Source organism: Chryseobacterium potabilaquae (genome assembly GCF_902728265.1).
Taxonomy (GTDB): Bacteria; Bacteroidota; Bacteroidia; order Flavobacteriales; family Weeksellaceae; genus Chryseobacterium; species Chryseobacterium potabilaquae.
Map to the genome: position 1 here is coordinate 1 of NZ_CACVBR010000001.1, position 22,158 is coordinate 22,158.

20 protein-coding genes are annotated in these 22,158 nt (G+C 31.9%); 7 read left to right on the top strand and 13 right to left on the bottom strand.

Annotation, left to right across the window (positions count from 1 at the left end; genetic code table 11):
- Positions 1 to 268: 268 nt before the first annotated feature.
- The 6 genes from CHRY9293_RS00010 to CHRY9293_RS00035 form a co-directional block, all read right to left on the bottom strand.
- Positions 269 to 655: a hypothetical protein gene (locus CHRY9293_RS00010; protein ID WP_162031031.1), complete on the bottom strand. Its 387-nt coding sequence runs from the start codon at positions 653 to 655 to the stop codon at positions 269 to 271.
- Positions 656 to 868: 213 nt separating this feature from the next.
- Entirely contained in the window at positions 869 to 3,196 is a 2,328-nt protein-coding gene (bglX, locus tag CHRY9293_RS00015; RefSeq protein WP_162031032.1) for a beta-glucosidase BglX, read from the bottom strand.
- 48 nt (positions 3,197 to 3,244) lie between these two features.
- The gene (locus CHRY9293_RS00020; protein ID WP_162031033.1) at positions 3,245 to 3,952 is read right to left on the bottom strand and encodes a carboxylesterase family protein; all 708 of its coding nucleotides are present in this window, start codon (positions 3,950 to 3,952) and stop codon (positions 3,245 to 3,247) included.
- A 62-nt stretch (positions 3,953 to 4,014) separates the two neighbouring features.
- Positions 4,015 to 5,403 carry a glucoamylase family protein gene (locus CHRY9293_RS00025; RefSeq protein WP_162031034.1) on the bottom strand — a complete coding sequence of 463 codons (1,389 nt, stop codon included), beginning with the start codon at positions 5,401 to 5,403 and terminating at the stop codon, positions 4,015 to 4,017.
- Positions 5,404 to 5,472: 69 nt separating this feature from the next.
- On the bottom strand, positions 5,473 to 6,888 hold the full coding sequence (locus CHRY9293_RS00030) for a RagB/SusD family nutrient uptake outer membrane protein (RefSeq protein WP_162031035.1): 1,416 nt from the start codon (positions 6,886 to 6,888) through the stop codon (positions 5,473 to 5,475).
- A 9-nt stretch (positions 6,889 to 6,897) separates the two neighbouring features.
- Positions 6,898 to 9,723, bottom strand: a complete 2,826-nt coding sequence (locus CHRY9293_RS00035; RefSeq protein ID WP_162031036.1) for a SusC/RagA family TonB-linked outer membrane protein — start codon at positions 9,721 to 9,723, stop codon at positions 6,898 to 6,900.
- A gap of 378 nt (positions 9,724 to 10,101) precedes the next feature.
- Between CHRY9293_RS00035 and CHRY9293_RS00040 the strand changes: the two genes are divergently transcribed.
- Entirely contained in the window at positions 10,102 to 10,779 is a 678-nt protein-coding gene (locus CHRY9293_RS00040; protein ID WP_162031037.1) for a DUF4197 family protein, read from the top strand.
- Positions 10,780 to 10,820: 41 nt separating this feature from the next.
- Positions 10,821 to 11,126: a DUF493 family protein gene (locus CHRY9293_RS00045; protein WP_122547677.1), complete on the top strand. Its 306-nt coding sequence runs from the start codon at positions 10,821 to 10,823 to the stop codon at positions 11,124 to 11,126.
- A gap of 42 nt (positions 11,127 to 11,168) precedes the next feature.
- Here the strand turns inward: CHRY9293_RS00045 and CHRY9293_RS00050 are convergent, their stop codons facing one another.
- The 7 genes from CHRY9293_RS00050 to CHRY9293_RS00080 all read right to left on the bottom strand — a co-directional run bounded on the left by CHRY9293_RS00050 (position 11,169) and on the right by CHRY9293_RS00080 (position 16,872).
- On the bottom strand, positions 11,169 to 11,519 hold the full coding sequence (locus CHRY9293_RS00050; protein WP_122547678.1) for an ArsC/Spx/MgsR family protein: 351 nt from the start codon (positions 11,517 to 11,519) through the stop codon (positions 11,169 to 11,171).
- An 82-nt stretch (positions 11,520 to 11,601) separates the two neighbouring features.
- Positions 11,602 to 12,216 (bottom strand): deoxynucleoside kinase, encoded by a 615-nt coding sequence (locus CHRY9293_RS00055; protein ID WP_122547679.1) that lies wholly within the window; start codon positions 12,214 to 12,216, stop codon positions 11,602 to 11,604.
- A gap of 66 nt (positions 12,217 to 12,282) precedes the next feature.
- Positions 12,283 to 13,185, bottom strand: a complete 903-nt coding sequence (locus CHRY9293_RS00060) for a hypothetical protein (protein ID WP_228455427.1) — start codon at positions 13,183 to 13,185, stop codon at positions 12,283 to 12,285.
- On the bottom strand, positions 13,166 to 14,191 hold the full coding sequence (locus tag CHRY9293_RS00065) for a glutaminyl-peptide cyclotransferase (protein WP_162031038.1): 1,026 nt from the start codon (positions 14,189 to 14,191) through the stop codon (positions 13,166 to 13,168). The genes CHRY9293_RS00060 and CHRY9293_RS00065 overlap by 20 nt, the downstream gene beginning before the upstream one ends.
- A 138-nt stretch (positions 14,192 to 14,329) precedes the next feature.
- Positions 14,330 to 16,030, bottom strand: coding sequence for a lysine--tRNA ligase (lysS, locus tag CHRY9293_RS00070; RefSeq protein WP_162031039.1), 1,701 nt, complete (start codon positions 16,028 to 16,030; stop codon positions 14,330 to 14,332).
- 258 nt (positions 16,031 to 16,288) lie between these two features.
- Positions 16,289 to 16,666 (bottom strand): c-type cytochrome, encoded by a 378-nt coding sequence (locus CHRY9293_RS00075; RefSeq protein ID WP_162031040.1) that lies wholly within the window; start codon positions 16,664 to 16,666, stop codon positions 16,289 to 16,291.
- Positions 16,666 to 16,872 (bottom strand): hypothetical protein, encoded by a 207-nt coding sequence (locus CHRY9293_RS00080; protein WP_122547683.1) that lies wholly within the window; start codon positions 16,870 to 16,872, stop codon positions 16,666 to 16,668. Before CHRY9293_RS00080 ends, CHRY9293_RS00075 begins: the two co-directional genes overlap by 1 nt.
- A 626-nt stretch (positions 16,873 to 17,498) precedes the next feature.
- On the opposite strand from CHRY9293_RS00080, the gene CHRY9293_RS00085 reads away from it, so the two are divergent.
- The 5 genes from CHRY9293_RS00085 to CHRY9293_RS00105 are packed head-to-tail and all read left to right on the top strand — an operon-like array spanning position 17,499 to position 22,156.
- Positions 17,499 to 18,923, top strand: a complete 1,425-nt coding sequence (locus tag CHRY9293_RS00085; protein ID WP_162031041.1) for an anthranilate synthase component I family protein — start codon at positions 17,499 to 17,501, stop codon at positions 18,921 to 18,923.
- 47 nt (positions 18,924 to 18,970) lie between these two features.
- Complete coding sequence (locus CHRY9293_RS00090; protein WP_162031042.1) at positions 18,971 to 19,585, top strand: anthranilate synthase component II; 615 nt, start codon at positions 18,971 to 18,973, stop codon at positions 19,583 to 19,585.
- A gap of 37 nt (positions 19,586 to 19,622) precedes the next feature.
- Positions 19,623 to 20,609: an anthranilate phosphoribosyltransferase gene (gene trpD / locus CHRY9293_RS00095; RefSeq protein ID WP_122547685.1), complete on the top strand. Its 987-nt coding sequence runs from the start codon at positions 19,623 to 19,625 to the stop codon at positions 20,607 to 20,609.
- A 50-nt stretch (positions 20,610 to 20,659) separates the two neighbouring features.
- Positions 20,660 to 21,439 (top strand): indole-3-glycerol phosphate synthase TrpC, encoded by a 780-nt coding sequence (gene trpC, locus CHRY9293_RS00100; protein WP_162031043.1) that lies wholly within the window; start codon positions 20,660 to 20,662, stop codon positions 21,437 to 21,439.
- Between the two features lie 9 nt (positions 21,440 to 21,448).
- Positions 21,449 to 22,156 carry a phosphoribosylanthranilate isomerase gene (locus CHRY9293_RS00105; protein WP_162031044.1) on the top strand — a complete coding sequence of 236 codons (708 nt, stop codon included), beginning with the start codon at positions 21,449 to 21,451 and terminating at the stop codon, positions 22,154 to 22,156.
- Positions 22,157 to 22,158: the final 2 nt, after the last annotated feature.

Below are 22,158 nucleotides of genomic sequence, written 5' to 3' on the forward strand. Positions count from 1 at the left end.
TACGCATGGCAGCTCGATTGCCGATCGAACCACTCTCCACTTCTTGTACTACAGAGAGTTTAAAGGATAGGCTATAGTCTTTTTGACTACGTTTTACATACTGATTATTAAGATCTTTCATAACATTGCTGTTTTTGTGTAACGCTATGTTAGGATCAGACATGTGAAAAAGTTAAAAGGGCTATCTCCAATGAGATAGCCTAATTTTTTAATTTTTATTTTATAAAAAAACGGTGTTCTATACTATAGGATTTTATTTCGCTCCTAATTATTGATAAATCACTACATTATCTTTTTTAAGTTGATAACCCATCTTTTTATTAGAAACTAAAGCATAGTTTCCATTTTTCCAAGTTTTTCCTTTTTTTACTCTCGTAAGAATTAAACTTCCAGACTCTTGCTCAGGCAGAAAAACTTCTGCTTTTTTCATATCATCACTGAAAACAACGGCAGTCATCGAAGTATAACTAGCTTTAGGATTTACCTCAGTCAATTTTACTTTTTGCTCAAAAGTCCTTATACAATCTTTTTTAACTTGTGAATAAGTATAACCAGCTGAACCAATGCATCCATGAGCATCTCTATCGCCACCTACTTTTTGTGCAAACATAAAAGAGCCAAGAAACAGCGTATTAATTAGAATTATTTTTTTCATAGTTGTTTGAATTATTTCACAACAATTACTAGTAAAAATCATACCAAAGATGAAAAAACTATTGAAAATAACACTTTTTGTTAAATTTATTTTCCACATTCACCTATAACATCAGTTTGTGACGCTATTATTCCATGTTATTTTAATACCACTTCTTCATCTTTACTACCTAATACAAGAAAAAAGCCATTCTTTTGAATGACTCTTTTTTGCTTATTTGCTCCAATTAATTTTTACATGTTTGACTTCTTCAGAATTTGTCCCTATCATAATATCAAATTCTCCAGGTTCCCAATCATATTTCAAGTCTCCATTATAAAACTTTAAATTTTCCGGAGTAATATCGAAAGTAACTTTCTTAGATTCTCCTTTTTTCAAAAATATTTTCTGAAAACCTTTTAGTTCTTTTACTGGTCTAGTAATACTTCCCACCATATCTCTAATATATAATTGAACAACCTCTGCTCCATCATAACTTCCAGCGTTTGTTATCGTAACAGATGCCTGAACGGTCTGATTCGCTTTTGGGTTTACATTAGAAATCGTGATATCAGAATAATTGAATTTCGTATAGCTAATACCATATCCGAAAGGATAAAGCGGTGTATTACATTCATCCATATAATTTGAGCGAAACCTCTGATATTCACATTTATCAACCAATGCTTGATCTAAAGGGCGACCTGTATTTTTAGCATTATAATAAATCGGAACTTGTCCTAAACTTCTAGGGAAAGTCATAGGAAGCTTCCCTGAAGGATTTACTTTTCCGAAAAGAACATCAGCAATTGCATTTCCAGCTTCTGATCCTGAAAACCAAGCATTCAAAATAGCATCCGGAGCATCTTTAACATTCGTTAAGGCTAATGGACGCCCTGTAAAAAGAACCATTACAATTGGTTTTCCTGTCTTTTTTAATTCATTAAGTAAATCTATCTGAGACTGAGGAATTGTAATTTCAGTTCTTGAAGAAGATTCGCCACTCATTTCCGCAGATTCTCCAATCGCCAGAACAACAACATCTGCTTTATTGGCTATGTCAACTGCTTCTTTTAATAATTCTTCTTTTGAACGCTTGTCTCTATCGGTTTTCTTTCCATGAGCTGCATAAATATCCTCTAATTTTTCATTATAATCAATATTAGCTCCTTTGGCGGAAAGGAATTTAATGTCTTTCCCATAATTTGTTTGCAGCCCTTGCATTAGATTAACCGCTTTATCATGTTGAGCCCCAACACTCCAAGTTCCTGCCATATTCAATGAATTATTCACTAATGGACCTATTACGGCAATCGTTCCTGACTTTTTTAAAGGGAGAACTTGGTTATTATTCTTCATCAAAACCATGGATTGAGCCGCTGCATTTCTTGCAATATTTCGGTTTTCCATACTGAAAACTTCTTTTGCCGCTAATTTGGAGTCTCCATATTTATAAGGATCATCAAATAGCCCTAGATCATATTTTGCTTCAAGAATTCTTTTAGTCGCCATATCAATTTCAGACTGAGTCACTCTCCCTTCCGATAAAGATTTTTTAAGTGTCGTTAAAAAACCTTCACCCACCATATCCATATCAATTCCCGCTTTCAAAGCTAACGCTGAAACTTGTTGAAGATCTCCCATTCCGTGGTCAACCATCTCGTTAATTCCTGTATAATCTGTTACAACAAAACCTTTGAAGTTCCATTTATTTCTTAAAACTTCTGTTTGAAGCCACCTGTTTCCTGTGGCAGGAACCCCATCAACTTCATTAAAAGAAGCCATTACAGATGCTACCCCCGCATCAACAGCTGCTTTATAAGGTGGGAAGTATTCATTAAACATCCTCACATGACTCATATCAACTGTATTATAATCTCTCCCCGATTCACCCGCTCCATACAAGGCAAAGTGTTTCACGCAAGCCAGAATAGTATTACCTACAGATAAATCTTTTCCTTGGTAACCATACACCATATTTTTAGCAATCTCACTTCCTAGATACGGATCTTCTCCAGAACCTTCAGAAACCCTTCCCCATCTTGGCTCACGAGAGATATCAACCATAGGAGAATAGGTCCAATTAATTCCATCCGAAGATGCCTCTTTGGCCGCTACTCTTGCTGATTGTTGCACTAAATTCATATCCCAAGAAGCGGCTAATCCTAATGGAATAGGAAAAGTTGTTTCGTAACCGTGGATCACATCCATTCCAAAAATTAAAGGAATTTTTAAACGACTTTTTTCAACAGCAACTTTTTGAACAGCCCTTATTTTATCAGCTCCTTTTATATTGAATAAACCACCTACAAAACCTTGTTCAATTTTTTTTCCTATATCAGAACTTTGAGCAAGCCCTGTAGTAAAATCGCCTGAACTGGGTAAATTCAACTGTCCAATCTTTTCATCTAACGTCATTTTCGACAAAAGATTTTCAACAAAAGCTTTCTTTTTAGCCTGGTATTGAGCTGTTTGATATGATTGAACCGGCTTTGATACCATTTCCTGTGCTACTACTACTGGCGCAAGCGCTAAAGTGGCTATTACAATTAACTTTTTCATAAGTCTATCTTCTTTTATAATTATAGTTCTATTTTTTTGTCTTAATTTTTATTTACTTTTCTTTTTTGACAACATCCAGGTATATAATTCAGGGTTAGAATAAGTAGAATCCCATGAATTATGATTATCATTTGGAAAAACAGTTAATTCTGCCGTTGGATTTACCGGATGTAAAGCCTGATAAAAATTATAAGCATTTTCAGGTAGAACTACATCATCCATACCTCCATGAAAAATTTTCATATTTAAATCTTTATATTGGTCAATATTTGCATACATCACTCTATCCGTAGGCGCACAAACTGATACTACTGCAGCAAACATCTCAGGATGTTCCATCGCCAGCTTCAACGTTCCCCAACCTCCCATAGAAAGTCCTGTAAGATAAATTCTTGACGCATCAATCTTATATTTTGATTGAATTTCTTTAATGAGATGATAAATAGTTACCGTATCCCACCACATATTTGCAGGACATTGAGGTGCTAAAATCGCTATGGGTTCTTTAATAAGATTTTTATACGTGAACGGGCTATGAGCTTTAACAATATCTAAATTAGTTCCTCTTTCTCCTGAACCATGAAGAAATACAATTAAAGGAACCTCACTTTTTATATTTTGAGGATAGTCTAAAATATAGGATATTTTTTCCTGTCTTTTACATTCTTTATTTAATTCCGCTTTGATTTCCTGAGCCTGTATACCAAAAGAAAACGGTAAAAGCATAAATGGTAAATATTTTAGTGTAATTTTCATTTAATATTTCAATTTTTAGCTAAAATCAATTTCGATTATAGCTTTATTAAACAATATTCTATTTATTTTATTCCATATTTTGGGGATTGAAAACTTAATTTTTCCAATCCTTTTTTAATTTCCGGAGCATTCATAAATAGTTTCCATAAAAATCCTGTTCTGTAGTTTTCAATCATAGGAGCAATAGTCCCTTGATCAATCGCTAAGTATCTTGGAGTGTACCAATTATTATAGTGAATAGATGTTGCATCATAAGGTCCTGCAGAACCTATAAATTCAGGCTTCTGAGTATAAATAAACCTCAAAAAATCCATAGATTCTTTTGGTGAATATGGAAAACTACTCAATGCTGCAGTCGGAGTGATTATCCCATGGTCATTTTGTGGAAAATGAGCATTATATCCTACGCTCCCATCTTTATTTCTAGAATAACTGGCTGTTAAACCCCAATAGTTAGGTCCGTAGCCTTTCCATTGTTTTGGGTTTTCAATACAGTATTGATAATCGATAAGAATATGATTTTTATTTAAATTAAAATAATTTTCAATTAACTTATCTGATAAGTTGGTAGGATCTAAACCAATATATGAATATTGTGCCCAGAATAAAGGTCCTCCATATTCTTCAGCATAATTATGCTTCACATACATAGAAAGCCCATATTGTTTTTTATTTGTAAGATAAGTTCCGTTTCTCGTCCAGCCCTTATAGTAGGTTTCCGCATCGATTGGATAAGTAGGTGATGATGCTGCTAAAATGTAAGTAATTAAGCATTCGTTATATCCTTCTAAAGGAAAATTCATCTCCCATTGATACTCTGGTGACCAATGCCAATACAATACCTTTTGACCCTCTTTGGTGTACCAATTCCATTGAATACCTTTCCATAACTGATCGCATTTTTGCGCAAGAGCTTTTTCTTCTACATTTCCATTTTTAAAATATTCTCGAACCATCAATATCCCTGAAGTCAAAAATGCCGTTTCCACTAAATCTCCCCCATTATCTTTTTTACCAAAAGGAACTGTCTTTCCTGTTTCACCATTAATCCAGTGTGACCAAGCTCCTTTATAACGATCCGATTTTTCTAAAAAATCCATCATATGAGTAAGTCTTTTAACAGCTTCTTTCCGCGAAATAAATCCCCTTTCAACCCCCACTAATATGGTGGCTAATCCGAAACCCGATCCACCTGTCGTTATCACATGTTTATCATCATCCGGATAAATATCATCTTCATGGTATCTTTCCCTTCCCAACATAGAATGAGGTTCTGCATATTCCCAAAAATATTTTAATGCATCTTTCTGAACTCTATCCAAAAGTTCGTCATCCGTAATATTACTTTTTACAACTCCCTGCTGAGCGTTTTCTGCTTTTTTTAATTCATTATTTTTACAAGAAATCGTAAAGAGCGACGCTACAGCAACTGACCATATTATCCTTCTCATTTTTTTATTTTTTCATAGAATACTAAAAGAAGAGGAGAACTTTCATTCTCCTCTGTAATTTATAATAGATTAATATCCTGGATTTTGAACAAATGCTCCATTACTTTGATTCATGGCATCCAAAGGAATAGGAAATACCTCATTTTTACCTGCTTTAAATCCATAAGAAGCTAAAACTGTTGCTGCTTGACCAGTTCTTACTAAATCTACGAATCTATCTCCTTCTAAAGCTAATTCGACTCTTCGTTCATGCCAAATTGCCGTTCTTAAAGCTAATTGAGTAGACGCAGTTGTATCTCCTAACTGAGCTCTATGTCTTACCTTATTAAGGTTAGCAGCTGCCGTAGTAGAGTTTCCTAATTCATTAGCAGCTTCTGCATTAATTAATAAAATTTCTGCAAATCTTATAATTCTAATATTCTGAATAGAACCATACCCACAAGCATTGTTATTTAGGGAGGTAGGAACATATACTTTTTGATTATATGTAGTAACAGAATTTGGGTCTCCCATGGCAATAAGATCTCCCTCTAATGTAGTCTCTCCATTTCTAAGAATAGTTAATTCTTTTCTGATATCTCCAACTTCAAAAGCATTCTCTAATGCTGCTGAAGGAGTAAAGAAGCCCCAGCCAAATTGATTTCTTACCCCTTGTACTTCTGCATACTGGCTACCTCCATATTGGGAAACACACTGGCAATTCACTTCAAAAACTGACTCTGGACCAAACTCTCCAGCAGGCCTAAATAAATGATTAAAATCCGGATCTAATCCATAACCCAATGCTATTACCTGATTAGAAGTATCGTAAGCTTTTTGCCAATCTTTTTTATACAAATACACCTTTGAAAGCAACCCCAATGCTGCTCCTTTAGTTACTCTTCCTAAATCGGCCGCCCCATATGTTTGTGGAAGAACGCTTGCTGCAGAAGTAAGATCTGAAATTATAAAATTATAAACTTCATCCACTGAGTTTCTTGGAATTGTATAATTACTTTGAACCCCATCAAATATAGGTACTCCTCCATAGATCCTTACCAAATTAAAATAGAAATAAGCTCTGAGCATTTTCGCCTCCGCCACAAGTCTATTTTTTAGATCTGAATTCATATCAATATTAGGAACATTAGTAATAACTTGGTTTGCTCGATTCACAGCCTGCCATTGTCCAATCCAATATCCTCTGACTCCTTCATCACTTACAGTATAGGTAAAATTATCATATACATTAATAAAAGATGCATCTCCTGGATTGGAACCTTTTATCACATCATCTGCAGGAACACCAAAAACAAATTGATACGGAAAAGCAGAATTCTCCCAACTTCTAAGAAAACTATATATTGCATTAGTAGCCTGCATTGCATCATTTTCAGTTTGAAAAAAAGATGAAGCTTCCGTTACACCTTCCTGTTTTATATCTAAGTAATCATTACAGCTTATTGTTAAAGAAACTAAAGCTATTGATAAAAATATTTTTTTCATAGTTTTTAATTAAAAGGTTAAGTTCATACCAAAAGTATAAATAGCTGAAATAGGATAAATATTTTGATCAACTCCCATTTGCACCCTATCTGTATTCATAATCTCCGGAGAAAAGCCATGATACTTAAAGCTTGTCCAAGGGTTCTGTGCGCTTACATACAGCCTTAATTTAGTAATAGACATAGCATTAGTAAATGTTTTTGGTAAATTATAGCCAATTTGAATATTTCTAATTCTAATATAGCTTCCATCTTCTACATAAAAACTACTTGGCAAAATAATTGCTTGATCATTGGTAACCATTGAATATGAGTTGGAAGTTCCCGCTCCCGTCCATCTATTATTGTAGAAATCAAGATCCCAATTTTCATTTCCAAAACGCTGCTCTCTATTGAAATTATAAATCTTATTACCAAATACTCCTTGGAAATCAATAGCAAAATCAAAATCGTAAATATTCATATTAACTCCGAAGCCATAAGTTCCTTTTGGTATTGGACTTCCTAAAAATGTTTTATCTCTAGAATCGATAATTCCATTTCCATCCAAATCTGCAAATTTAAAAGCACCTGGTCTCGCTTGGTTTTGGGTAGGTGAAGAACTTACATCAGCCTGATTTTGAAATACTCCAATTACCTGATAACCATAATAAGAACCAACAGCCTGACCTTCTTGTAATCTTACAATTGAATTACCAAATAAACTTGCTCCGGTTTCCAAATAAGATCCACCGTACACTGAAGTAATTTTATTTTTCAAGGCAGTATAATTACCATAAAAAACTATATTTATATTCTCATTAATTTTAGTATTATAGTTTACAGAAGCCTCAAAACCTTTATTATTGAAAGAATATGCGTTAGTAATAAAGTTATTCCAATTGCTTGCACCCGAAACCGTTCCCTGAACAACACCATATACTATATCTTTAGAATCTTTATCAAAATAAGTCGCTTCAATTTTAAGTTTATTATTTAATAATGCCATCTCTAATCCTAAATCTTTTCCAGTAGTTGTCTCCCAACCAATATTTGGATCAATGATTTGATCTATTGTTTGTGCAGGATATCCACTGTTTCCAAAATATGTTCCACTATTAATAATAGTTGTAATAAGTGTAAATCTCCTCTTAACACTTGGATTCCCTAGCTTTCCCCAGCTTGCTCTCAACTTTAAAAAATTAAATACATTTTGTTCACTCATAAAGTTTTCTTTTGAGATCACCCAACCTGCACTTACAGCCGGAAACACTCGAGATCTATCATCCGAAGAATACTGTGAAGCACCATCTCTACGAACAGAAGCATTCACTAAATATTTCCCTTCATAATCATAGTTTACCCTTCCGAAGAAAGATTGAATCCTGTAATGGTCAGGGACTACATTACGAGCCCCTTCATCAAATGTTGTCCCGTAAATATCAGTTCCATTGAAAATATCAAGAGAAGCATTGCTGCCATTATAATATACATTCAAAGCCTCAAGATATGATTCAGAATATGTGTTTCGTGTTCTAGAAAAACCTGCTAATAATTCTAAATTATGCTTACCAAGAGCTTTCTTCCAGCTCAATGTATTATCCCATACATAATTTCTATTTTTAGAGTTTCTTGTTACTAACTTATTAGGTTTTTGATCTCCAGACGGAGTATATGTAGCTGTTGGTGTGTATTCATATTTACTCGTATTAATATTATCAGTAGAGTAACTAATTCTTAATGTAAAGTCTTTTAGGAATGTATATTCTCCCCAAACATTATTTAATAATCTTTCCTGCCTAGTCTGAGAACGATATAAATCCAACTTTGCTCTCGGATTAGGAATGGAATATCCATTAAAAAACTGATAATCTCCTGTAGTCGAATTCATTATTGGAAATATCGGAGGGGCTGTGTATGCATCCAATAAAGGATTCAATGCCGCATCAGTACGCATTTTTGAGAAAGAAAAACTGTTACCAATTGTCAAATTATCTGTAATTTTATAATTAAGATTTAATTTTGTTGCTAACCTATTAAATCCACTTCCAGAATTAATTCCTCCTCCAGCAGCAAGATTTCCCTCATCTTGCAAATATCCAATACTTCCATAATAATTAAGTTTACCTAAATTTCCTGAAGCTGAGATATCATTTGAGTTAATAATACTGGTTCTGAAAATTTCCCTTAACCAGTCTGTATCAGCAGGAAAATTGGATCTGCTTAACAATTTTGTTGGATCTGTATTTCCCTCATTAGCAAGCTTTTCATTATACAACTCTATATATTGATCAGCATTAGCCATTTTAGGAATATTAGTTACTTTCTTAAATCCTAAATATGAATTAAAATTAAATACAGGCTTTTTACTTCTGCCGATCTTTGTTTTAATAATCACCGCTCCATTCGAGGCTCTTGCACCAAAAATTGCTAAACTGGAAGGGTCTTTAAGAACACTCATTGATTCAATATCTTGAGGATTCAAAAACGAAATATCATCGGTAAGCATACCATCTACAATAAATACAGGACTTCCAGTCAATGAACTGATTCCTCTAATATCCACTCTTGGAGATCCTCCAGGTGATCCCGAATTTAAAATTTGTACCCCCGCTAGTTTTCCTTGTATAGAACTAATAGGGTTTGCATTCGGTTTATCAGCAAGGTCTTTTGCAGATACAAGGCCTATACTTCCTGTAATATTCTCTTTTTTTTGGGATCCATATCCAATCATCACAACCTCTTCAATTTTCTGTTCTTTTGTTACAGAATCTTTAGGAGTAGTCTGTGCATTGACGTTCATACTAAAATAGAGAACAGCAATGAGACATGAATACTTTACATTAGTTTTTTTCATATAGTTTAATTTATTTCGTTCAATCTATTTTAAAAGAGGGAATATATTCACCTCATATAAAGTTTTTAAATAAAATTTAATAGTTAGTCTCAAAAAAGGACATTATCCAAAATTATAAAAATATCCTTAATATTATTAACTTTTAATAAAAATTACATAATTAAATACTTAATATTAATTTAATAAATTAAAAATATCAATTTATTGAATTAAAAACAATGTTTATTATTTTTTTTAATAGAAATAGCAATAACATCACAACTGTTTAATACTCAAATACTCACAAATAATACATAATAACTATAATATTCTGTTAAAATAAATAATTGTGTTTAACTTTGGTGCATTATTTGAAAGAGAAAAATTAGAAGAAAATAAATGAAAAAATACATCATTATTGCTTCCTTATTATTAGGTACAGGAGCATTTATTACAACTACAATTCACTCATGCTCATCTTTAGCAACCACTGACTTAGGTATTTCTGTAATCAAAAAGTTTTTATTAGGAGGAATAGATAAAGGAATGGGTATCTATAGTAATAAAGATGCTTTTTTGCAAAACAACCTGATTGATAAAGCACTTCCGAAAGAATTAAAGAATATCAATTCCATATTGGAAAAGATTGCCCCATCCTTAGTAACACAAGAAAAAGAGTATATTGCACAGGCAGCTTCTTATACGGTAAATATATCAAAACCCATTCTCGTGGAGGCAGTTAATAGCCTCAATGCACAAGATGTTTCACGCATTATCCAAGGAGAAAAAGGTACTGCTACATTGATCCTCAAAGAAAAAACGCACCAAAAATTAATTGCTGCAATTGCCCCAAAGATCGATGAAAAATTAAATGAATATGGGATTGCCAAAACCATAAACACTGCTTTATCCGGAAATAATTTATTAGGTAACTTACTGGGAGGCAATACCAATTCCGTAAATGCAGGAGGACTCAGTCAACTAGCCTCCGAACAATTGGTAAATGGGCTATTTAATATTGTAGAAGATTACGAAATACAGAATTCAAAAGCGTTGCTTGGTCCTCTTGGAAAATAGCCAAAAATATAGTATATTTATATATAATTTAAAATTTGTAGATGGATATATTACAAGGAAATCAACACGCAAGTCCGGAAGACTTTTATAATTCCTTAAAGTCTAAGTTAGAAGATCATCATGATTTTCCCGAAGATTATTTATTTAAATTTATTATACCTACTGACCAATCAAAACTGACAGAAATTTACAGGGTTTTTGACGGGATCAAATTTACATTAGGAAACCGTGAAAGCAAAAATGGAAAATATACAGCTTGTAACATCAATGCATTTGTTTTGGATGCAGATCAGGTGATTAATATTTATAAAAAAGTAGCCAAAATAGAAGGCGTAATTCTATTGTAAATTAAAAAGTCAGCAAATAAAAGCTGACTTTTTGATTTATAACTATTTTTCAATAAAATACTTTACATTTTCGATCGGCCTTCCTAGCATGGCTACAGAACCCTTAATTAAAATAGGTCTTTGAATCAAGGACGGGTTCTCTGACAAAATCCTAATCCACTCATCTTCAGAATAATTATTTTTAGCAAATTTTTCTTCATAGAGTTTTTCTGTTTTTCTAATGATATGAAAAACACTTTGGTTAAGCTTCTTAAGAACCGTTTTAATTTCTAAAATACTGAGAGGGTCTTCAATAATATTGATAATCTCAAATGGTACACCATTTTCATCCAAATACTCCAAAACTGCATTAGACTTCGAGCATTTTCCATTATGTAAAACTTTAACTAACATTTTGATGGTATTGAGTTAAACTTATACCACAAATGTAGTCATAAATCAAGTCAATGTGATTTTAATTTATACTAAATAATTGTTAAAACAATCCATAAAGCTCTACTTCAATTTTTTCTAAGATTAAGCCGAAATCTTCAGGTTTCTCAACAAAATCCAAATCATCTACTTCAATAATTAAGAGTTTGCCCTCCGTATAATTTGAAATCCACTTCTCATATTTTTGGTTCAGCTTAGAAAGATACTCTATACTAATTGAAGCTTCATATTCCCTTCCTCTTTTATAAATCTTTTTAACTAAGTTGGGTACATCAGATTTCAGGTAGATTAGTAAATCAGGAGCCGAAATAAATGATTTCATCAAGTTAAATACGGATACATAGTTATTAAAATCTCTACTCGAAAGTAATCCCATATCATTCAGATTTTCTGCAAAAATATGTGCATCTTCATAAATGGTTCTATCTTGAATAATATTTTTTCCACTTTCTCGAATTTCTTTAACTTGTCGGAATCGACTTCCTAAAAAATAAATCTGTAAGGCAAAACTCCATTTACTCATATCTGCATAAAAATCTTCTAGGTAAGGATTATCTTCCACATCTTCAAACTGAGCATCCCATCCATAATGTTTTGACAACATAGTCGTTAATGTCGTTTTCCCTGCTCCTATATTTCCTGTTACTGCAATATGCATATCTTTACTCTTACTATTTTATAAATTAAATATTTAACTTTATATTAGAAAACCTATACAAAATCTCTAATTTGTATTTATTGGTTTATTGTAAGACTCTTCTATAGATTTCACCTCTAATTTCGGTTCTATCTGTTGGTCAAGCTCTCTATTTTTTTCAAGGCTGTAAAGATAAAGCTTGTTAGCTTTGATTTCAAAATATGCTAGGGTATTTTTATCCACAATTTGGGCATCTTGATCGTAAAAAATTTTCTCAAATTTATCATTTAATCTATATCTTATTATAGAATTATTTGTTATAACTAAAATAAATTCATTCTCTCGTCTAAAACGCTTTCCATTATCTATAGATTCTTCAAAAATTTTCTCAAACTTCAGGGTATATACTCTAATATGTTTCCTCGTCAAAATATATACTTTATTTTCATATACTAAAAGATCCATTAAATCATCAAAGCTTGCATCAAAAGGATATGAATTGATGATTGTTTCATTTCTAAAATTATATTGAATCAGTCTTTTCATACTATCATCCAACAACCAGAGCTGTTGAAGATCTTCAGTATATGCCATTCTGATAAATCCGAATTTTTGCTTAAAATCAATTTTTTGAATTTCATTCAAATTTTGATCCACAAATTTCATTTCCTGGGCATTCTCTGAAAACAATGGCACACTTAAAGGATTCTGTACGGATTGAACTTTATAAGGAACCGTAAGCATCATTTTACCAATCTGCTTACCCAAAGAGTCGTATTTTGTAAAGCTAAAATCTTTATTTTTGTATATATATACGTTACCATAATCATCGGCAAACATATCTTGCGCATCTTTTACTTTAATGCTGTCCAAAGGAAGTACTTTCTGAGCAGACAATGACCAGAAAAAGAATAAAAAAATTATACTCTGTAATTTCACTATACTATTTGAGCACCATTTTTTATCAAAATTATTTAATAATAACTTCATAAATTTTAGACCAATTTTTGCCTGTAATAAGCATATTATTTCCTTTAAATGCAATCCCATTTAAGATTTTCTCTCCGTTTTCCTTTGTATTTTCATTGGTAATCTTCGTAAAATCAAATTTACCAATAACTTCTCCATTTAAAGGATTAATTTTTAATACAATAGGTTTATGCCATATATTGGCATATAAATAACCCTCATGATACTCCAATTCATTAATTTTATCATAAACTTCTGAGGCTCCAGCTACGGAAATAGATCTTATTATTTTTGTCGGATTTTTTACTTCTAAAAAATAGATATTTTTTGAACCATCCGAGGCAATAAGATTCTGGCCATCATAAGTAAGTCCCCAACCTTCTTCCATTGTTTCTGGATAATCAAACTCAGAAAGTAGTACCAATGAATTTTTATTGTATATAAAACCTTTTTTATTTTTCCATGTGAGCTGGTATATATGATTCCCCACAACGGTACATCCTTCAGAAAATATTCCATGAGCTTGCTTTGTAACCATCATGGGAGCTGACTCTCCTAAGGTATATTTTATAAGCTGAGAAAAACCTTCAAGGCCATCACTTTCATATATCATATTTCCTTCCATTTGTAGCCCTTGTGTAAAGTTTTTAGGATTGTGAGGATATTCAGCAATGATCTCATATGGTATATTTCGCTCAGAATTCTTAGCAAAAACATTAATTTTTGCATCTTGATTTAGCGTTTCTCCACTTTTGGTTTTGATGATAAAAGTCACCATATTATCTCCTAATGTAAAAAAACGGGGATCAATCAACAAATTTGAAGTTTCTCTATCTCCAAAACTAACGCTGATAGTTTTTACACTATTCATAACTTCTACGGGAAAACTAATTTTTTCACCAAAATGATATCCTGTTTGTTCCATAGAAGCATTATACCTCTCTAAATTATGAATTAATTTTGTGTTCTCATTACAAGAAACCAAAAACATAGTGACTATACAAATTATGAATATTTTTTTCTTCACGAAATTTCTAAATATTCTCAAAAATAGCAAAATTATTTCGCTTTACTCATGTATTCTGAGCGTGAATCCCTATACAAAATAGGCTGTCTCAAAAAGAAACAGCCTAAATTTATTATCTAAGGTGAAGTAGACTTTTGATTATACCAGTTTTACTAAAAGAGTATCCTCGATTTTTTCTACTTTCATTATGTTATTTTTAGTTAAATTCTTAGATGCTTTATCCCATTTTTTACCGGATAGCTGACTTCTTTCCTTTAGTTCTGCTAATGCAAATGGTTCTTCTTGAGAGTTAAGAATTTCAATAATTACTTTCTCATCCTCTCCTAATTCTACCTGCGAAATTGCTTTTTCCGGTCTCATCTGAGGGAAGAACAACACCTCTTGAATGGAAGCATTATTCGTTAAAAACATAATTAATCGATCCATCCCAATTCCTAAACCAGATGTTGGAGGCATTCCATATTCTAATGCTCTAAGGAAATCCTCATCTATAAATTGTCCCGCTTCATCATCTCCTTTTTCCGAAAGTTTTAATTGCTCTTCAAAGCGCTCTCTTTGATCAATTGGATCATTAAGTTCAGAATAAGCATTGGCAATTTCTTTTCCACAAACCATTAATTCAAAACGCTCTGTAAGACCTTCTTTGCTTCTATGTTTTTTAGTTAAAGGAGACATTTCAATGGGATAATCCGTAATAAATGTAGGCTGTATAAAATTACCTTCACATTTTTCACCGAATATTTCATCAATTAATTTTCCTTTCCCCATTGTTTCATTCACCTCAATTCCAATAGATTTAGCAAAATCAAATAGTTCCTGTTCTGTTTTTCCTGTGATATCAAAACCTGTAAACTTTTGAATAGCTTCCGTCATAGACACTCTTGCATAGGGAGCTTTAAAGTCAATTTCGTGTTCTCCAAATTGAGCTTTTGTTGTTCCATTTACTTGAGTAGCACAAAACTCTAACAACTTTTCAGTGAAGTCCATCATCCAATTGTAGTCTTTGTATGCTACATAGATTTCCATGGCGGTAAATTCCGGATTATGTGTTCTATCCATTCCTTCATTTCTGAAGTTTTTAGAAAATTCATATACTCCGTCAAAGCCTCCCACTATTAATCTTTTTAGATATAACTCGTTTGCAATTCTTAAGTAAAGTGGAATATCTAAAGCATTATGATGTGTTATAAATGGTCTTGCCGCTGCCCCTCCAGGAATTGACTGTAGTATAGGTGTTTCCACTTCAAAATAACCTGCATCATTAAAGAATGTTCTCATCGCATTGAACAATTTTGTTCTTTTCACGAAGATTTCTTTAACATGAGGATTGACAGTCAAATCCACATACCGTTGTCTATATCTTAACTCAGGATCATTAAATGCATCATGTACTACTCCATTATCATCTGTTTTAGCCTGAGGAAGAGGACGAAGAGATTTCGTAAGAATGGTGAAATTTTTAACCAATACAGTCATCTCTCCTACTTGAGTTGTAAATAACTCACCTTCTATACCTATAATATCACCAATGTCTAAAAGATATTTATAGACCTCATTATATAAATCTTTATCTTCTCCCGGACAAATTTCATCTCTATTGAAATATACCTGAATTCTACCGGTAGAATCTTGCAATTCAGCAAAAGAAGCCTTCCCTTGAATTCTACGGGACATTAATCGTCCAGCGATCTTCACCTGTTTACTTTCTGCGAACTCTTTTTTTATAGATTCTGTAGTATCTGTAATTTTATATTCATCCGCCGGGAACGCATTAATCCCCATTTCAACAAGCTTATTCAGCTTTTCTCTTCTAATGATTTCTTGTTCTGATAATTGCATTTCTTATATTTCTAAAAGCCCACAAATTTAGTGATAATTTATAAAATTATATCGCAAAATCTATTTTTAAAAATATTAATTTAAAATTTAATGTTTTTTTAACTAAGTATTTTACAAACAAATTACTTATTGACAAGGAATAGATAATCTCTATCTAAAAGCTGAATACAATTAATTTTTATTTTTTTAGATAAAGATTATAAAAAAACCTTGCAAATATTGAATTGCAAGGCTTTCTATTATTTATTTTAAATAGAATTATTTCTTTTTTAATGTCAGAATATATTCTATCATTTTCTTCGCATCTTCTTTTGATACTTGTGGATGAGCAGCCATTGGTACTCCACCCCACACACCACTTCCACCTTCTACAATCTTTGAAGCAAGCATTTCAGTATCTTTTTCAGAATATTTATCCGCAATTTCTTGATATGAAGGTCCTATCATTCTTTCATGGATAGTATGACACCCTGAACAATCCAATGTTTGTATCATCTGATCGCCTGAAATATTTGTATTGACAGGCTCGGAGACGAGACTCGTTTCAGAGGATACTGATTCAAGGGTAGGATTTTCTTTTTTAGAACAGGAGTATAGAAAAAATATAAGTCCCCCCGTTAAAAATAGTTTACTCATTATTTCTTGGCCACTGAATCTTTTTTAGCAGGTGCTGGTGTTGCTACAGCTGGCTTTGGAGTTGATTTTGTAGTCGAATCCACTACTGTTGGTGCATCAGGTTCCGGTAACATCGTGTTACTATCTTGTAATGAATGATCTATCTTTTTAGAACAGTTAACCACTAATAAACCTCCAATAAATGCAATTGCTAATACTTTTTTCATTTTTTCTATAAAATTTAAGCAAAAATATAAAAATAAATTTTTAAACCTATGATAAATTCAAAACTTGATTATATTTTCAGGAAGAATAGTATAAATTTTAATAATAGGAGAGTAAATGGAAAATACAACTGATTTAAAAGTTTGTCAAAAATTTTCCTTCTATCACCATACTTTACCATTAATTTGAGGCAAGATAAAATGTATTTTTAAAGGAGAAAAGCTATTAAGATAATAAAAATAAAGCATAATCTAAATAAACACAATAAAACACTATTAAGGGAATAATTTTTACAAATAAAAGCTATACTAATAACATCTAATAACAAAAATCATATAAAAACAGACTAAATAATCAAAAAAAAACTACACCTATTAAAATAATTAAGTTCGATTTAAGTTTTTTTATTTTTTATTTTTTCATTTTTTGTATTGAAAATTTATTTACTTTTGCAATATGTTTATTATAAGCAACAATATATGGTGGTGGCATTCAAACTCTTCGTCGGGTCTGGAGCTATTATCCTGTTGCAGAATAGTATAATGGCAAAAATAATATAGAAACTATATATTTAAAGACTTTGACGAAATCGTTAAAGTCTTTTTTTTTTAACTTAATAAAAATACAAATGTTTAACAAAAAAATAAAAATAAAAACTGTTTCCAAAAAAACATTAGGAGATCTTCAAACTCCCATGAATATTTATCTGCAAATTCGGGACAAGTTTCGAGATACTATTTTATTGGAAAGCTGTGATGCAAAAAATATTGATAATAATTTCTCTTTCATCGCAATTAATGCAGTTGCGGGTATTGAAATTAAAAATCTAAATGAGTTCGAAATAAAACTTCCAGGAGAAGAGCCCTTCAAACAATTCATTATAGATCACAATATTGCAGATATACTCCAAGATTTCACTCAGATTTTTGAATGTGAAAAAGCAAATGATTCTATAGAAGAAACCGCCCAAAGCCTAATAGGGTACACAAGCTATGAGGCTGTTCAGTTTTTTGAAAATATTACTTTTAAAGCCCAAAGCCCGGAGACCAAAATTCCTATTTTGAGATACCGTCTTTATCAATATATCATTGCCATCAATCATTACAATGATGAAATGTATATTATTGAAAATCAAATTAACAATATAAAATCTGAGCTTCATTTGCTGGAAAGTTTAATTAAGAATCAAGATTCTATTATATATCCATTTGAGAAAACGGGCCCGGAAACCTCCAATATTTCTGATGAAGAATTTATAAAACTTGTCGAAACAGCTCAAGCACATTGCATGAGAGGAGATGTGTTTCAAATGGTTTTAAGCAGAAGGTTTCAACAAGACTTTAGAGGTGATGAATTCAATGTTTATAGGGCTTTAAGAAATATCAATCCTTCTCCTTATTTATTCTTTTTTGATTATGGTAATTACAAATTATTTGGATCCAGCCCCGAAAGTCAATTAATTATAAAAAACAATAAAGCGATTATCCATCCTATAGCTGGAACTTTTAAAAGAACAGGCCATTTTGATACCGATTTAGCATCCATTGAAGAATTGAAAAAGGATCCTAAAGAAAATGCAGAACATACTATGCTTGTTGATTTAGCTCGAAATGATTTAGGAAAATTGGGAAAAAATGTGATTGTTACCAAATTAAAAGAAATTCAGCTTTTTTCCCATGTTATCCATATGGTGAGTGAAGTTACTGCAGATCTACAGGAAAAAGCCAATCCATTTGCTATGATTGCCGCGACTTTTCCACAAGGCACATTAAGTGGGGCTCCTAAACACAAAGCTCTTCAACTCATCAATAAATACGAAAAAGATTCAAGAGGTTATTATGGTGGTTGTATCGGAATTATTGGTTTAAATGGCAATTGTAATCAAGCTATTATGATCAGGACATTTTTAAGTAAAAACAATACTTTATATTATCAAGCAGGCGCAGGTTTAGTAGCCCATTCTATTCCTGAAAATGAGTTACAAGAAGTTAACAATAAACTAAATGCATTAAAACAAGCAGTAGAAAAAGCAGAAAAATTAGTTGATAATTAAGCTTTTCAATGAATCTCACCCTTGATATAAAACCTAAAAAGATAAAAATGAATAACAATATACAAAAAATAGATAACAAAGAACAATCAGAAGCTAAAGTTCTGGTATTTGATAATTATGATAGCTTTACTTACAATCTCGTTCAGATTATCGAGAGAATTTTAGATAGAAAAGTAGATGTCATAAGAAATGATCAAATTACCCTGGAAGAAGTGGAAAAATATGATAAAATTATACTTTCTCCAGGGCCAGGAATTCCGGAAGAAGCAGGAATTTTGTTGAACATTATTAAAAAATATGCTCCGACGAAAAGTATTTTTGGAGTATGCCTTGGTCAACAAGCTATTTGTGAAGCATTTGGGGGGAATTTAATTAACCTTTCTGAAATCTTTCATGGCGTGGCAACTTCAGCTGAAATAGTAAAAACAGATGCAAAGCTCTTCAGAAACCTTTCTCCAACACTAGACGTGGGAAGGTATCATAGCTGGGTAGTAAATCCTAACAATTTTCCTCAAGAATTAGAAGTTACGGCAGTCGATAATAATGGGATGATCATGGCTTTACAGCATAAAAAATATGATGTACATGGAGTACAGTTTCATCCTGAAAGTATCTTGACTCCTGATGGAGAAATCATTATTCGAAATTTCCTAATGTCCTAAAATCACACAATCCCTCACTCATTAAAAATTCACACAAATGAAGGAAATCTTACAATACTTATTCAATCATCATACTTTGTCAAAATCTGAGGCAAAGGCTATTATGATTGAAATTGCCCAAAATAAATTCAACACGATGGAAGTTACGGCTTTTATTAGTGTTTTCTTGATGCGAAATATTACATTAAAAGAACTAGAAGGATTCAGAGAAGCATTACTACTTATGGCTCTTCCCGTGAACCTTGCTTTTGATGACACTATGGATATTACCGGAACAGGAGGTGACGGAAAAGAGACTATTAATATATCCACTTTAGCAAGTTTTGTTGTAGCCGGAGCTGGTCAAAAAATCACCAAACATGGTAACTACGGGGTATCTACTACTACAGGCTCATCTAATGTGTTGGAAGAGCTGGGTTATGAATTCAAAAACAATTCAGAAAGATTGAATGAGGATTTAGAAAAAGCCAATATTTGTTTTTTACACGCGCCCTACTTTCACCCCGCTCTTCAATCTGTTGGATCCCTAAGAAAATCCCTGGGATTAAGAACGTTTTTCAATCTCCTAGGTCCTTTAGTAAACCCTTGTAAACCCAAATTTTCTATGATAGGAGTTTATAATATGGAAATAGCTAGGGTTTATCAATATTTATTACAGAAAGATGACCAAGACTTTATATTAATTCATGGATTAGATGGATATGATGAAATTAGTTTAACCCATGATTCTAAGATCATTACTAAAAATATTGAAGAAATTTATTCTACCGAAGATTTAGGATTTGAATCTATTACCGCTGAAAGTATTAAAGCAGGTAAAACAACTCAGGAATCCGCAAAAATTTTCATGGATATATTAGAGGGAAATGGATCCGAAGAACAAAATTCGGTAGTATTAGCCAATGCTTCAGTTGCCCTTTATTATACTTATAAATTTGGAAGTTATAATGATTGCCTTCTTATGGCTCAGGAAAGTTTAGAAAGTGGAAAAGCATTGAAATCTCTAGAATTATTGTTAGAATAAATATACAATTTACTATATCATACTGATAAATTCATCAAATAAAAATGCAAATGACAATTTTAGATACCATCATACAGAGAAAAAAAGAAGAAGTTATAGCTTCTCAATCCAAAATTTCTATAAAAGAATTAAAAGATTCACCATTTTTTAAGAGAAAAGGAATTTCATTAAAAGATTCTCTAAAAAATAAAAGTGGCATTATTGCAGAATTTAAAAGACAATCTCCATCAAAGGGTATTATTAATAACACTGTTTCACCCCTAGAAGTAGTTTCTTGTTATGAAAACTATGGTGCAAGTGGAATTTCTATTCTTACAGATACTTATTTTTTTGGAGGAAGTACTGAAGATATACTCAGCGTAAGAGATCAGATAAACATTCCCATTCTAAGAAAAGACTTTATGATCGATACGTATCAATTTTATGAAGCAAAAAGTTTAGGTGCTGACGCTGTTTTACTTATCGCTTCTTGTCTTTCTGCAAATCAGGTTTTAGAATTTACAGAGCTTTCCCATGAGTTAGGGCTAGAAGTTTTACTAGAAATCCATACAGAAGATGAGCTTACCCATTATAATTCACAAATCGATTTAGTAGGAATTAATAATAGAAATCTAAAAGATTTTAAAGTAGATCTGCAACATTCTGTACAATTAAAAAACAGCCTTCCCAAAGGAGTTTTGTCTATCGCAGAAAGTGGTATTTATAGTATTGAAGACTTTCATTATTTGAAAGAAAGAGGATTTGACGGATTTCTCATGGGAGAATATTTTATGAAAAATGAAAATCCTGGAAAAGCCTTTGAGGAATTTATTGTAAACATAACCGTCTAAAACTACCCAATGGATCATCTCCCATTATCAATTCCTCAGTCTCCACCACAACTCAAAGTTTGTGGGCTCACAAAACTCGATCAAATTACCGAGTTAGCCTCATTACCAATTGATTTTCTAGGGTTTATATTCTATGAAAAGTCACCAAGATATGTATTGAATCATTTAAGATTGGAAGATATTGCGAAGATCGAGCAAAATAAAAAAGTTGGAGTTTTTGTCAATGAAAGCTTAGATAAAATAATAGAAATTGCAACATGTGCAAAGCTGAATTTCATCCAACTTCATGGAGACGAGAGTACAATATTTATAAAAGAATTAAGGAAAAAACTACATCCAGAAATTGAAATTATTAACGTAATCAGAATCGGAAATTATAAACAAGAAATCAATAGAAATCTTCAAGAAATAGTTAACGCTCAACTATCAGATAGTAACTATTTTCTATTTGACACCGATAGTAAGGCTTTTGGGGGAACGGGATTACAGTTCGACTGGGATATTTTAAATACAATAAAAATACCTCTACCCTATTTTTTAAGTGGCGGAGTTTCAGAAAAAAATATTAAAAACATCAAAAATTTGAATCAAAAACCTATTGCTTTAGATATCAATTCCAAATTTGAAATGAGCCCTGGAAATAAGGATATACTAAAAATAGCATCGTTTAAAAACGAATTAAACCTAGCAATAAATGATTCTTTTTCTCAATTATAAAA

Excerpts from the sequence above, each read along its gene's own strand:
- CHRY9293_RS00010 (WP_162031031.1), bottom strand. The coding sequence starts at position 655 with ATGAAAAAAATAATTCTAATTAATACGCTGTTTCTTGGCTCTTTTATG.
- bglX (WP_162031032.1), bottom strand. The coding sequence starts at position 3,196 with ATGAAAAAGTTAATTGTAATAGCCACTTTAGCGCTTGCGCCAGTAGTA.
- CHRY9293_RS00020 (WP_162031033.1), bottom strand. The coding sequence starts at position 3,952 with ATGAAAATTACACTAAAATATTTACCATTTATGCTTTTACCGTTTTCT.
- CHRY9293_RS00025 (WP_162031034.1), bottom strand. The coding sequence starts at position 5,403 with ATGAGAAGGATAATATGGTCAGTTGCTGTAGCGTCGCTCTTTACGATT.
- CHRY9293_RS00030 (WP_162031035.1), bottom strand. The coding sequence starts at position 6,888 with ATGAAAAAAATATTTTTATCAATAGCTTTAGTTTCTTTAACAATAAGC.
- CHRY9293_RS00035 (WP_162031036.1), bottom strand. The coding sequence starts at position 9,723 with ATGAAAAAAACTAATGTAAAGTATTCATGTCTCATTGCTGTTCTCTAT.
- CHRY9293_RS00040 (WP_162031037.1), top strand. The coding sequence starts at position 10,102 with ATGAAAAAATACATCATTATTGCTTCCTTATTATTAGGTACAGGAGCA.
- CHRY9293_RS00045 (WP_122547677.1), top strand. The coding sequence starts at position 10,821 with ATGGATATATTACAAGGAAATCAACACGCAAGTCCGGAAGACTTTTAT.
- CHRY9293_RS00050 (WP_122547678.1), bottom strand. The coding sequence starts at position 11,519 with ATGTTAGTTAAAGTTTTACATAATGGAAAATGCTCGAAGTCTAATGCA.
- CHRY9293_RS00055 (WP_122547679.1), bottom strand. The coding sequence starts at position 12,216 with ATGCATATTGCAGTAACAGGAAATATAGGAGCAGGGAAAACGACATTA.
- CHRY9293_RS00060 (WP_228455427.1), bottom strand. The coding sequence starts at position 13,185 with ATGAAGTTATTATTAAATAATTTTGATAAAAAATGGTGCTCAAATAGT.
- lysS (WP_162031039.1), bottom strand. The coding sequence starts at position 16,030 with ATGCAATTATCAGAACAAGAAATCATTAGAAGAGAAAAGCTGAATAAG.
- CHRY9293_RS00075 (WP_162031040.1), bottom strand. The coding sequence starts at position 16,666 with ATGAGTAAACTATTTTTAACGGGGGGACTTATATTTTTTCTATACTCC.
- CHRY9293_RS00080 (WP_122547683.1), bottom strand. The coding sequence starts at position 16,872 with ATGAAAAAAGTATTAGCAATTGCATTTATTGGAGGTTTATTAGTGGTT.
- CHRY9293_RS00085 (WP_162031041.1), top strand. The coding sequence starts at position 17,499 with ATGTTTAACAAAAAAATAAAAATAAAAACTGTTTCCAAAAAAACATTA.
- CHRY9293_RS00090 (WP_162031042.1), top strand. The coding sequence starts at position 18,971 with ATGAATAACAATATACAAAAAATAGATAACAAAGAACAATCAGAAGCT.
- trpD (WP_122547685.1), top strand. The coding sequence starts at position 19,623 with ATGAAGGAAATCTTACAATACTTATTCAATCATCATACTTTGTCAAAA.
- trpC (WP_162031043.1), top strand. The coding sequence starts at position 20,660 with ATGACAATTTTAGATACCATCATACAGAGAAAAAAAGAAGAAGTTATA.
- CHRY9293_RS00105 (WP_162031044.1), top strand. The coding sequence starts at position 21,449 with ATGGATCATCTCCCATTATCAATTCCTCAGTCTCCACCACAACTCAAA.